Here is a 14,333-nt window from a genome sequence, read left to right on the forward strand (position 1 = left end):
CTCAGATGGTTGTCCCTCAGATGGTTGTCCCTCAGATGGTTGTCCCTCAGATGGTTGTCCCTCTGACGGTTGTCCTTCTGACGGTTGACCCTCTTGGGGAGCGTCGCCTTCCTTCGGCTGAGACTCCGTTCCCGGACCATCACTCTTCATATCAGCGTTCTGCGTCTCCTGTGGATTTCCATCCTGACCGCTCTCGGAATTGCTTGTGTCCGTGGATGGTGAATTCTCTTGAGCAGGATTTCCCTTTTCATTTGCTGGTCCTTTTTCATCTCCCGGTTTTGAGGGATCAGAATTCTCATTCGGAGCAGGTTGATCGTCCGATGCTGCGCTTCCAGGTTGATTCTTTTCTCCAGCTTCGGAAGCAGATGGGTCGCTCGACGTGTTCTCGCCTTGAGAGGTGTCTGGTGAACCTGAATTCATCTCCGGGTTCGACTCGCCAGCTTCAGACATGGAATCTTGCGGTGTCCCGTCTTGCGGAGACTGTGATTCGGAAGACGCGTTCTCCGCACCGTTGGCGGAATCGGGTCCGTTTTCCTGTTGCTCGTTGCGACCGGTCTGCTGGGTGGCATCGGGAGTATTCGTACCGGAAGGACTGTTCGGAGATTGTTCCGATGGATTCTGCTGACCTGCAGGATTGGTTGGCTCTGGTGAAGTCTCCTGACTTGGGGTCGAAGTTCCTTGTTCCTCTGGACTGCTTTGATTTTCGCCACTGTTGGAAGAAGGAGAATCTCCCGACATTGGATCGTTTTGCGATCCTTGATCCGCCGAAGTCTGATCGTTTCGAGACTCACTCTGCTGATTTTCAGACGTTTGATTTGATTCTGAAGTTTCTCCGGTCGATTCTTCTGAAGCTGTGGATTGTTGATCGCGAGGTTGAGCCTGCTGATCTGGTGATTCTTCGTTCGAAGATGGCTCCTGAGGATTCTCTTCGCTCCACTTCAGGAGTTCCCGAAGAGCTTCATCATCCTCTGCTCGTTTTCGATTCTCTTGTCTACGTCCCTCTGACTCTGAACCGTTCTGCCCGCCCTGCTCCTGGCTACCGGTCTGCTGCCCGGTCGAGCGGTCAGACTGGTTGCCTTCTCCGCCAGTTTCAGTCCCACCCTCTTCGGAAGGTCGGTCATCGGCATTGTCACTTGGAGGGGACTTCTCAGTCGATTGGGTTGGCTCCCCCTGCCCGGTGTTGGAGCTCTCGGAACCTGCCGAGTCGCCGTTTCTCTGGCCAGAATTTCCATCTGAGGACTGGTCACCTTGATTCGACTCCCCTTGCTCAGTCTGTTCTGATTCTCCGGTTTCGGTTTCAGTCGAACCACCCTCAGACTTCGAACCTTCTTCGCCGCTTTCCTCTTCGTTCTGTGGATCGCGCGGCTGTTGATCTTGCGGATTTTCTTGTGTCGAACCGTTCTCATCCTGCATTGAGTTTTCGAGTTGCTGCTCCTGTTGTTCCTGCATCTGCTGAACTTGTTCTTCTGGAACAGGCTCGATAATCCGGACGCGAACTTTTGAAGTACGCGTCAAATGTTTCGGGAGTGAGTCGAACGGCTCGAAGTTGTCTTCTGCCTCAAGGAAGAAGAACAATTCATCGCCGGCATTCAGTCGAAAGTCACTCAAGTCCAGGTCGTAGCGAGACTTCACCTCCGGGCGGTCCGGGCCATCGAACAAATGTGGAGCAACCGGCAGAAGTTCTCCCTCTCGCTCGAATCGAAGGACAACCCTTCGCAGCATGAAGTCAGGATCATTGGCCTGAAAAGCGATGGGAATGACCGCATTCGCAGGAAGTTCCAGCTCATTTTGAGTCGGATAGGTCAACGTAATCTGAGGATGTTCATCCGGACGAATGACAATCCGGTGCATCGTGGGCTGAGGATCAGTCTGATCCGCATCGTTGGTCACTTGAATGAAGTAATTGCTGGCGAACGTTCCATCTTCTCGAAATTTCAGTCTCCATCTGGCACGGAGTTCTCCATCACCGGTTTTGACCATCTCGATAAAGTCAGCAGTCTCATCGGCAGAATCGAAATCTGTGCGGTACAAACGCGCTGATGTGACAGGCATATTCGTCTGCGCGCTGACGGTGACGAACGTCCCCTCCCAAGCATCAATCGTGGAACTTTGCTGAGTGGTATCTTCCAGCAGCATGTAATCCGGGTAATCGTACTCAACGGAAGTCACCGTCGCTGTCGGAGGTTGATTGATCCGAACTCGATACGTATCGGAAGTCGCATCCCCTGCTTCAATTCGATAGGTGAAGTCTTTGAGGAGCCCTTCTCCATTCGCCCCGACCAGACGCACTCGAAATCGTGGAAGACCCTCCCCGGTGTTCTTCATCACGACTGGTTCGTCGACGAACCTCCGATCCGAAGTCGTGAAGAGCAAACGTACATCCTCAGGAATGACTCCCCCGAGATCGGTGGTCACATCGAGATGATCACGAGCGAGGACCTCATAGTCCCCGGGAACGACATCCAGAATTTCAGTTCGCGTCGAGGCAGCAACGGAAGTCGTTGGGAACAAGGCTCTCCAGACCGAAGTCGAGAGTTTCTTAGGGGAAAAGATCGTGTACAGACACATCAACACGACGATCCCGAGCAGCAGATACGATCCTCGCATGAGCGTTTTTCGATCGACAGCTTCATCGACATCGGACTGCTTGATTTGCAGTGCCGTTCTCTTCTCGAGAGCTTTCATCAAGTCCGGAGGGATTTCGCGCCCCGACTGGCCATGCAACTGCACCCAGGAAAGAAGACTGCTCTTCAGTTCGGGATAAGCTTCCTCAATCTCCCGTGCGGCATACAGAACATTCACTTCTCGCCACAACGGGATGAGAATCTGAACGACCAGCCAACTGAGCGATGCCACCAGAACAGCTCCGGAGAGAATCATCCGTGTCACTTCGCCAAAGCCACCGGGAATCACCCAGTGATCGAAAATCACGAAGAGCAGCAGGTATCCCAGAACGAACGACAGGAGAATGACGCTGGAGGTGAGAAGGTCTGTCTGGTGAATTCCGGACCGCGTCTTCTTGAGCTGATAGTCGATGAATTCATCAAAGTCGACGTACTTCGATGACTTCGTCGATTTCTTTTTCTTCTCGTCAGCAACAGCCATGATTGGATTCTCTCTGTTCGCCATCCTGGTTCCCATCTTGAGACCATTTGGTCGACAGTTGTCGGAAGGTCACATCGCAGCAGGTACTTGAGCTTCCTGGCTCTCGTGTGAGTTCACATTCTCACCGGCAGATCACTCCGCATTCGCGGTTGAACATTCGGATTGTGAACTTTTCCAAGTCTTCGCGCGACAACGACCGCTCTGCATATGATACTCGACGGAGATCAGTTAGAAAATGTTTGGAAAGTTCTCGGACAATTCGGAAATCCCCAACATTCCGATTCATCAGCCGACATGAACCGTATTGGGGAAGAGAATCGCACGGATTATTTCAAGGATGACGACCGATGAAGGATTTGTCACAGTTTCTCGCAACTGCGGAAGAAGCAGCTCGAAATGGCGGCCGCGTCCTCGAAGAGTGGGCGGGAAAATTCACCGCTCGAGAGAAGAGCCCCGCCAATCTGGTCACGGAAGCTGACCTCGCCTCCGAACAGGCAATCTACGAAACAATTCGCTCTCGCTATCCGGATCACGGATTCCTCGGAGAAGAAGGACTTTCCGAGGATCAGGGTGATTCGCCCTACCGATGGATCATCGATCCGCTCGACGGAACGTCCAACTACGTCCATCGCTTCCCGTACTACGCGGTTTCGATCGGCCTGGAGCGTGCTGGGGAGCTCGTTCTCGGCGTTATTTACGATCCCACACGCGACGAAATGTACTCTGCTGTGACTGGTGGAGGAGCGAATCTGAATCAAAAACCAATTTCAGTCTCGGAGATTGTTGAGCTCCCTCAAGCCATGTGTATGGCGAGTCTTCCGATCAAGGCTGACCGCAACGATGTTGCCATCCGTCGATTCCTCGACATGATCCAGAAGGCCCAAACCGTTCAGCGGACCGGTTCCGCAGCCCTCAATTTGTGTGCTGTGGCGTGCGGCCGGATCGAAGCCTTTTGGTCGACCAGCCTCAAGCCATGGGATATGGCTGCCGGTGTCGTCATTGTGAGGGAAGCTGGTGGAATTGTTACAACCTGTTCGGATGAGGACTTTTCCGTCTACGAGCCCAACTTGCTCGCGACGAATGGTGCTCCACTGCACCAGAATATTACAGAGGCACTCTGCGTCGCGTCCGAGCCGATCTGACGACTCGCCTGTCAGTGAAAACTGACGAGGAGAGTCTGCTTTGGTTTCTTTTTTTCGGAGAAGGCAACTTGGTTCGCATCAACGTTTCAGGATATGATCCAGTTGCCATCAAGACCGATGCTTTTCATTCAACGGTCGCTCTTCTGAAGAAAAACAACGATCCATCGGAAAAATTCAGTTCCCACCGCGGTCGATTCATAAAATGATCAAGCGACGGGACTTCTGAGTCTCTTCGACTCCAAGGCGACGCGATTTCCCGAGGACAAGATTGCAAGAACGTGATCTCCGAAGCATGCATTCAAACTGACGCAAGCCATTCCGGTCGCAGCACCGGAACCGAAGTGGTTGCGTTTAGATTGAATGAACAGTGCACAGCGAATGAGATTATCACTCGTGTCCCGAAAGATTGCCCGAGTTCTCTTGAGCAGTTCGACCGACACTCTCCGCCGAGCGAGCAATCAGTATCTCGACCTCTCAACATTGCTTTTCTGTTTTGCTTGTTGACAAACCTCCTTTCATCTTTCGCAAACGCTCAGCCGGATAGCCAGAAACTTCCCGAACCATTGCCGACGACCGCGATCGGCTCTGAATCAGAAGGAACGCTGGAGCGTTCTTCAGAGGGTTCCCAAGCAGCCCCGATGATTCCGGACTATCACATCACCCGTGTTGACTTTGACGGGTACGTCGCGGATGACCGACTTTGGATCGATGCGACGATCGAAATCCTCGTGAACATCGATTCGGGTTGGCACAGTGTCCCTCTTCGGTTCGATCAAGCGAGCATCCTCAGCCGCACGTATGAAGGCCCCGGTGAAGAATTCCCGGACTTGAGTTCGCCATCACCCGATGGCGGTGTAACGTGGATGGTAAAGGGAAAAGGAAAACACGTTTTGAAATTCAAAATGTGGGTTCCCGTTCGACAGACTGTTCTCGGATCGCAGGTGCAAATCACGCTGCCACCGCTTCCGAAACAGTTCGTGGCGAGCGCATCGATCCGGATTCCAGAACCGAATGCCGTTGTTCGAGCAAACGTGAATGGCACCGTGTTCGACGTGAGTCGCGACGGTCAGGCAACACACGTTGATGTGACCGTTTCAAATTCTCGACTCGACCTCGCATGGTCGGTCCCGAAAAATGATGCGGAAACCATTGCTCAAGTCACAACTCGAATTCATCTCAAGCCAACTTCGGATGCGCACATTCTGGTCGCGGATCAATCGATTGACTTACAGCAACAGGTGAAGGAAGAACTTCACATTCGACTCCCGACAGACTTCGAACTGCTGGAAGTCAGCGGAGCCAATTTCGAATCTTATACGGATGACCCCGAACGCGATGGCTGGATCGTCATCCCTCTCAGCGGTTCAGTCACCGGCAAGCTGGAGTTGCACTGGATTCTCAGACGACCGCTTAACGCAGATGGCGATCGAATTCTCATCGATGGTTTCGAAGTCGAAGGTGCCACACGTCAGGAAGGGCTGATTCGCGTCGATCGAACCGTCGGATACCGCACGATCCCGCGAACGACAGAGTCAGAACAGGTTTATCGAATTGGAATCGACCAGCTTAAGGGAACCGGTGCGGGCAGCCTGCTGAGCGCTTACGAATTCTTTCGCCAACCGTTTCGGCTCGTTCAACAAATCGTTCCGGACTTGCCCTCGTACTCCGTCACACCTGTCTTTCGATTGTCGGTCAATCGTCAGTCGACCACGCTTCAGGTGCATCAATTCATACAAGTCGATCGGGGAAGTGCCGATGCTTTCAATCTGCTTTGGGACAATTTCCGGTCGGATGGCTGGGAATTTGAAGCGGCCTATTGCACTCCCGATCAGACCGGAAGCATCACGCCATCGATCGACCATCGCGCTGGACAGGTCAATCTGACCCTCAACCGCAGCATCGAATTCCCATCGCGAATCTGTCTGACGACTGTCTTCCGTAAGCCATTTCCAGTTGAAAAGGTCACGACGACGGAACTGACACTCCCTCAAGTCGAGGGCAACAGCTCCGGCCTGTCGACTCTGTTGATCGACAATGCTGAAGACATTGAACTCAAACTCAAGTCCGATGCATCACTCGTTGAACTAAACAACATTGAAGAAGATGTGATCGCCGGCCTGTCACAACGCTGGATTCTTCCGAAGTCCCTCGACCGAATCCCAGCGACAGCGACCGCCATTCAATTTGACGACCTGTCAGCGAGGTCGATGAGCGCGACCGTGATTCCACACGAACGCAAAGTCACTTCGTCAACATCAGTCGAAATCGTCGATATCCGTCCGCACGAATTGATCGTCCATCAGCGAATCGCACTCGACGTTCGTTATGGCAAGCTCGATCGAGTCGAACTCATTCTGCCAAAAGAACTGCGCGATCTTATTCCCGAATTCGCCATTCAGGAAAGCCTGGAGATTCGCAGCGGAAATGAATTCTTGTCGGTGTTTCTCAGCCCCGAGTCACTGACTGCCCTCTTGCCGAAACCCACATCCGGGCTGATCGAAATTGATGTCGATTATGGTTTTCCGGTCACTTCTGCAGACGAACTCGCGGAGATGGACCTACCGATTCTGGGACTTCTCGACTATCCGTATGAACGTGCGGAGTGTCTCGTTACGCCGTTTGAATCGATTCAGGTTCGTGAAGAAGCTGGCGGTTGGACTGCATTGAGAACGTCACCACGCGGTCCACTTTGGGTCACTCCAGGAATCGACGGGGCGATTTCATCAGTACCACTCACTTTCGGTCGGGAACTCGCCGACTCAACACAGCAGTACATCGTTGATGAGTTGTCGCTCTTCACCCGGTTCCGAGAAGATGGCTCTTCAGAGACTGTGGCGACGATGATCGCTCTTTCGCCTCCTGTGCGAATGGTGATTCAATTCCCGGAGAATACCGAACTGAAGTCGGTCAGTGTCGACGGCGACATTTTGGAGCCCAGCACCTACACCTTTCGCAAAGAAAGTCCGGGAGAACTGACAATCACTCTCCCGATCGACTTGTTGGAGCGCCGACAAATCCAGGTGGTTTATCGAACTCCGTCTACCACTCCGTTCGGACACACCAGCCAACAACGATTCCAGTTCCCGACCTTCAAGAAGAGTGTCTGGGTCGACTCGACGACTTGGGAGGTCCAATTGCCCAAGGGTCATCACCTGTTCGTTTACCCACAGGTGGAACCGGAGTTTGAATGGACTCGAGATGGCCTCTTTTGGTCCAGAACGGTTCGGCCCTCCTTCGAAGCGGAACGGGAGACGCTTCTTCAGCAAGTCCCTGACGAGTTTCACTTCGCTTCAAATTACTACTCATTCAGCGGATTCGGTCCGGAAATCGAAGTCAAGTTCCGATCGATGAACCGCTCGTTGATTCTCCTCATCGGAGCTGGTTTCGCCCTGCTCTTAGGATTCGTTTTTTACAGATTTCCTGTCACGCGAAATGTCTTTTCACTGGTGGTGATTGGCTTCCTGTTCGCCCTGATCAGCGTCTGGTATCCGGAACCGCTTCTGTTGCTGTTACAGCCTGCGATCTTCGGAGTGGTGCTCGCACTGACAGCGACGTTTATCGATACACGTTCGCATCAGATTCAGAAGGCTTCGAATTCACGCTGGGGACAGACCAGCGACCACGCGCTACGTGACAGTCGAGAGGAAGAAGTCGACGTGGCCGCGTCCACGAAGCTGTATGCTCCCGCACAGTCAGACAGTTCTCACATGTCCCAAAATGCGGAGTAAGTCGATGGTGGGAAATCGTCGACAGCTCCGATTTTGCGTCCCGGCATTCGCCTTCTGGCTCACGTGGCAACTCGTTAGCGCAGTCGCAGTTGCACAAGTTTCTGAACTCGAGTCTGACTCATTTCAAAGCTCGCAAAACGTCAGCGCCGTCATCGAATCTGCCAAATACTCGGCGAGATTTCAGGACACTGATCTCGTTGATGGACAGTTTGAGTGGAAGATTGCCCGCTTAGGTGATCGGCCTACTCCCGTTGATCTGACTTCGTCGAACCTCGCGATGTCGCCGGAGAACGCCGACTCCGCAGCCTGGGGAACGACGCCCGATGGCAGGCAAATCGTTCTGGTGAACAAATCCAAATCGATAATCAGCGGCACATGGTCTCGCCGGGGAGACGAAGCACGCGACGTTGTTTTCATTACGTGTCAGTTTCCAGAAGCTCTCGATTCACAGTTGAGACTGGAATTACCTCACGGATTTGAATTGCAGTCTTCATCGGGAATAGTCACCTCATCAGAAGGGAATGAGGACTACCGAATCTGGTCCATTGATCTTGGTCGAGTCACTAAGACAGTGCTCACGATTCGTCGGAGCGATTTCACTGCGAGTCAACGTCCGGTTGTTTACACAGCTGATTCGGTTTATGTGGCTCGTCGAGCGGGACTTTTTGTGCAAACCGATCTTTTGATTTCCGGGATCGGCGTCATTCCGGACCGGATCACCCTGGAAGTTCCTCGGCAGTTTGCGATTCAGGCAGTCACAGTCGCAGGCGGAACACTCAGTTTTCAACGCGTGCCCGAACGTCCGCACTTAATCGAAGTCGATCTTCCAAAATCGTTTTCGAACGATCGCATTGCCCTTCGAGTGCAGGGACTTTATCCGCTTCTGATCGGTCAAATGCGATCGCTTCCGCTGATCCGAACACTCGTTGGTCGGGAGACATCACACAAAATCAGCCTGCGCGTCGATCCTCCGCTGGAACTTCAACAACTCAGACTCGACGGGTTTGTGCAGACCGATCTCGTTTCCGAACAAGGGACTGAAGTTTGGAAGTTCCAATCATTCGCCCAAGACAAATCAATTCGGTCTGTCATCGCGATGCCCAGACAGTCGGTCAGACTTTCAGTTCATCAACTGATTCAATCTGATGTACCGCTTCCCTGGTGCCTCATCATGCTGTCGCTGAGCGCCGAATCCGGAGCAGCTTTTGAAGCTTCGTTGAACCTTCCTGAAGGACTGGAAATTCTAAGTGTCGGAGCGAATCAACCATCCGCGCAAGTCGCTTCCTGGAATGTGGTCGGAGATCTGCTGCAGATTGACTTCCAGACTCCGCTGTCGACGACAACGCCCCGCAAAGTTGCTGTCTTCGCAAGATGTCCGGGACTAAAACCGAATACCGAGTTCACACCGCCTCTGTTGACCAATGCAGATGGACTGACAGTTGAGGCGAAGATCGACTGGGTGATTCCGAGCGATCTGGATGTTGAAGTGAGCGAACCAGCAAACTGGAACCGCTCAACGACCGAATACGTTCCGTCCCCTGAAACTTTAATCCTCGACATCGATTCTCTACCTAAGTCCGGGCAACCGCTGCTCACGTTGGCGCGCAGAAATGTCTCAACAGACGATGCTCCCAAATTCTTCGTTCGATCAAAGTCCGACGAGATATTTCCTGACGACGACCTGTCTCCACTCTCGGAGTTTCCTGCCGTCGAGCCGTTTGAGGAAGCGTATTCCGATACTGAAAGAGTGCAAGGAGATCTGCGAGTCGTTTCACAACTTGTCGAGACCAACGATTCTCAGCAAGTTCAATTGGTGCAGCATACGCTCCTAAGGTTCAACCGACCGGTTAGCGTCGATCAGCTGAACCTGACTCTAGACAGCAATTGTCGAATCTCGGCTGCTTCCATCGACCGCCAGGCGTTGACGGTGTTCCGCGATGGAAGCAAAGTCCTCTTTCCGCAGGAGATTCAGCAGATCACAGAAGTTGAACTCGTGTACCTCGTCGAATCCGAGACGATGTCGCTGACGCAACAATTTCAAGTCCCATTGCCGGAGACTGCGGTTCCGCTCAATGGTCTGGAATGGAAGCTTGTGACAACGGACAACTTTGAGTTCGTCCAAGCGAAACTTCCTGGATTCACTTCGAAGGTCAATTCGCAGCGATTCTTTTTTGGTCCATTAACGGATCTCTGGATGCGAACCGTCACCGATTCTGAAAAAGAGCGCGCCTATCAGCCTCAGAGTTCACTGACAACACCGACTCGTACTCTGATTCCGAACGATGAACTGACATTCCGAAGTGTCAAAACAGGTCGGGAAGTCACTTTCGTTGCCTGGAATCTCGGGATGACATGGAACCTCGCGTGGACCGGATTCTTCTTGAGTCTTCTGATCGGGGTCGGGGGACGCATGCAATCGATCGTGCAAGTGAAACATGCTGCTCCGTTTTGGATTGCAACACTGATGATCGCGCTCCTCTTCTTCGACAATGCACTGTCGATGATCCTGGGCGCCATGTTCATTGGCAGCGTGATTTCAAGTCTCATTCCCCTGCAATTTCGCCCCGTCAGTCCCAATGCGAGTCGTCGACCTCAGAAGAGCAAACAAAGAAGCAGAGCCCAAACCGTTACGGTTCTTCTCGTCATGGCACTCTTCACGTCTCGAGTGAGCTTCGCCCAACCCCAGCCGACGACAAATACCAACAACGGAAATCTCAATTCGTCAACCACCTCTGTTGGCACCGAGAGGCCATCTGAATATCTGCTCAAATCGTCTCACTATGAACTTGTTCAGACCTATCCGAATTACTTCGTCGACGCACGTCTGACCGTTTTGGTTCCGGACCGACAGCTTGAAACGTTCGTCTGGCTGCCGTTCGAAAACGTCATTTTCCCTCGCGGCGCTCAGTGCGAGGTAGACGGACGACCTGAGCCGTTGATTCCTCATCTTTCCGGGCGAGGAGTAGTTGTGCGAATCGAGCAAGTGACTCCTCCGATCAGGAACACAAACTTGGAGTCCTGGACTGAACACGAAATTCGCCTCGAATGGATGATTCAGGAATTCGCAGACAATCCGCCTCATGCCGGTATCCCAGAGGTTCTCGACACGCGGTTGACCATTCCGGGTCGTTCAGGTCTGAATGCGATTGAGCGCGATGGCCGCGTCTACGAGTTCGAAGATGAATCTTCGAGCCTCGACTTGGGAGGCGTAGGGCAATTGACGTTCGAAGGGACACTGCGAGCTGCTTCAACTTCGGATTCACCATTGCGCGCCGCGACCATGTTGACTGTTTCGCCTCAGGATTTTGATGGCCAAACAGTTTTAAGCGGTTTCGAAGACCTTTCCGATCGATTTCTCTACCTTGAGATCCCGGACGAAGTGACGATCGAACGAACGACCGGACGGGTGTTGAAAAACTCATTTCTGAGCCACGACACACAAGGGCAGGCATCCCTTGCACTCGAACTGAATCAGGACAGAACCAGCGACGATACGATTCAAATTGACTTCTCGCTGCCTGCTCCTCCGACTGGGAATGAACAACTTCTGGTTGTCCCGGAAATCGATTGGGGAGCGAATGTCGGCGAGCATCTGATCGGAGTACGACCACCAACTGGCTTCGAGATTCAGCTGAGTGAGAATTCGACAGGCATTGAGTTTGCGCTGCCGACAGAGTTCTTGAAGCTCAACAAATTCGCTGGCGGCCCTCCATCGATCGTTCTGCTTCAACAAGCAGACGCGAAAATCTCGGTCGACTTTTTCGCAAAACAGTCTCAAACAATCGCTGAGTTTCGCGATGTCCTCACCGTTCGATCAGACAGTGCCGAATGGGAGTCATTCGCTGAGTTGACGACTTCCGGACTCCCTTCGTTTCGTCAGGAGTTCGATATCACTGGCGGGGTAGTAATCTCCTCAGTGGTCGATGCCAGTCCTTCAGGAGATTCACCTCTCCGCTTCCATCAAGCTGGTTCGCGGCTGACGGTCTTCCTCTCCAAAGGACAACTCGGAAAGAGATCCTTGCAGCTACAGGGTACGATTCCACTCGAAGCAGCGAAGTGGGCACCAGTTCCGCAGGCGAGTTTGACCACCGGGATCAATCAGTCGCGCGACCTGACGGTAGTCGACTACACCAACTGGAGCTTCGAAATTCGAAACGCCAGTAAGCAACTGCTGCTTGAAAACCCCATCCCCGACTTTGATCCTTCCCACCCCCGAATTATCGCAGTCAACATTCCAGAATCAGATGAGTCACCCCTTCGCTTTCAGGTGACCCCGCCGGTGGGAGAACTCTCTGCTGAATGTGCTGTCCGCATGAGGTATTCCGGGCGGTCTCTGGTTGGGATGACACACATTTTTCGAGTGCAAACCGAAACCGCAGCGACGAGTCAAGTCGTCCTGACAATTCCCAAAACGCTCGGAAGCTTTCGAATTCCGTCGGGACAGCGACGAGAGTCAGTCATCGACACCGGTGACGAGACAGAACTTTCGCTCTTATTCAACTCAAATCGACTCAACGACGCTGTGATCACGGTCGAAACACAGTTCGCAGAGCCAATTTCATTTCCCAGGCAAAACCAGCTCGAGGAAGATGAGAGCCTGCAGATTCCGATGATTCGAGTGAATGAGCGGTCTCCCGAAAAGAAGATCCTGGTCATTCCTCAGCGTCGACAGCAGGGAATGACCATTCGATCGGGAACTCTCATCTCGCCGAAGCAGTATCCGTCATGGCTTCCGAACAACTGGTGGTCCGCGACTGGCCCAGCAGCTGTTGTTGCGTATGAGCTCTTGAGTTCAGAAATTGTCCTCGACCCGATTCGAACGAATCCGACAAACGAACTCGTCAGCCCCAGTTACGCGGAAACTATCGTCTGGCCGCAGGGAACTGAAGAAAGAATCCTGGCGAACTCGAGCTATTGGCTTCGCGTTGAACATCTCAAATCTCTCAAGTGGAGACTCGACGAAGGAACCATGATTGATTCGGTGACAGCTCGTGGAGGAACAGTTCTTGAGACGGAACAGTCAGAGAACAGCTTCCGCGTTACAGTCGAATCGGATCAGCCGGTGGTGATCGTCGACGTTCGATGGACAGCCAATCCAAACCCGGACGGAACATTCGCACTCCTGTCCGCCGAAAGTTCAGAGCCGTTCACTCATCTGATCGGAGTCGTTGAAACAAGTGCGGCTGTCCTCGATCCTCATTCGATCGATCGATCGAAGCGAATTGGAAAGCTAATGGCAAGATGGGATGCGTTGGTTGAACTGATCCCCGAATCACCATCAACCATTTCCATTGATCATGTTTTGATCCGTAATCTGAATGAAACTCGGCAGGCGATTCTCCACCTGTCGGAAAGTGGAGCACTCTCCGAAGCTGACGAAGTTATTGCAGTTCAAGTTCGTGAGGAATGGGATCGGGTTCAGGATCAACTCATCGTCACTTCGGATTTGACTGAGGAGGGAAGCGGAGCGACCTCTCAACAATGGGGAATTGAGGTTGCGAGTCCAACAGAATCGAACAACTCGATTGATTGGTTCTCTGCGTCTGAGGGCACAACGTTTCGACTGAAACGGATCCGTTGGTGGTCCAACTCCGGAATTACGTTCGCGGCTATCTGGCTCTTTCTGGCTGCTGCCATTTTTCTGCTTGGGCTGAAATCGAACGTCATCGCGAAGGCTGGCAAGTTTCTCGATCAGAACCCAGAAATCGCTCTCGTAACCCTCGGATTTCTGTGGGCTCTGCTGCTGACTCCCCCGATTTTCAGCCTTCTCTTCGTTCTCCCCGCTGCGGCTTTGGGAATTCGCCGGCTGATCCGAAAGTCATCGCGTACCGCTTAAGCACCAAGCGAGCCCTGAGTCGCCATGCATCCCATCTGAGGACTCTACGCCTCCTCATCGATGGCTATTTTGGGCTGTCCGTACCTGTCCATCGACGAATCAAGATCAGCTGATTTCTTCACAGCGTAAGAATCTGGCGAAGCTCTGTGCTGGTGATGACTTCGCGAGCACGGAGATCTGGGTATTTGTGCAACCGTTAAGAAGTCATTGAGTTTGCAGCATTTTGTCGCTTTGAAACGGGTGCATGAACGAGCGACAACCCTCTCGTCAGCCGGCCTGATGCTTAGTCATTAAGCGCGATTTGCAGGCAGAACGTGCTTCAATTGCTGGCATTCCAAGACATGAGATGAGCCCTGAATTGGTCGAATTCTCTCTTTTTTCATGGATTTTCATGCAGTTGCCAAACTCAATAACGGATGTGCACACAATCGGCACAGTGATTGCCTAATGACCAAATAGAGAATGTTGAGCGTTACAAATTCCGTCAGCGAGCAGTGCAGCCGCTGAACACTTTTTATCCAA

4 protein-coding genes are annotated in these 14,333 nt (G+C 52.6%); 3 read left to right on the forward strand and 1 reads right to left on the reverse strand.

Features of this window, described 5'->3' with window-relative positions:
* Positions 1-3,105, reverse strand: a 3,105-nt coding sequence (locus tag AB1L42_RS14105) for a hypothetical protein (protein WP_367056678.1), incomplete at its 3' end; no start/stop codon positions are given.
* 347 nt (positions 3,106-3,452) lie between these two features.
* On the opposite strand from AB1L42_RS14105, the gene AB1L42_RS14110 reads away from it, so the two are divergent.
* The 3 genes from AB1L42_RS14110 (at position 3,453) to AB1L42_RS14120 (ending at position 13,811) form a co-directional block, all read left to right on the forward strand.
* Complete coding sequence (locus AB1L42_RS14110) at positions 3,453-4,247, forward strand: inositol monophosphatase family protein (protein WP_367056681.1); 795 nt, start codon at positions 3,453-3,455, stop codon at positions 4,245-4,247.
* 500 nt (positions 4,248-4,747) lie between these two features.
* Positions 4,748-7,975 (forward strand): hypothetical protein, encoded by a 3,228-nt coding sequence (locus tag AB1L42_RS14115; protein WP_367056684.1) that lies wholly within the window; start codon positions 4,748-4,750, stop codon positions 7,973-7,975.
* A gap of 4 nt (positions 7,976-7,979) precedes the next feature.
* A complete protein-coding gene (locus AB1L42_RS14120; RefSeq protein WP_367056687.1) occupies positions 7,980-13,811 on the forward strand; it encodes a hypothetical protein in 5,832 nt (1,943 codons plus the stop codon).
* The last annotated feature ends 522 nt before the right edge of the window (positions 13,812-14,333 follow it).

It is taken from the genome of Thalassoglobus sp. JC818, from assembly GCF_040717535.1.
In the GTDB taxonomy this organism is placed as follows: domain Bacteria; phylum Planctomycetota; class Planctomycetia; order Planctomycetales; family Planctomycetaceae; genus Thalassoglobus.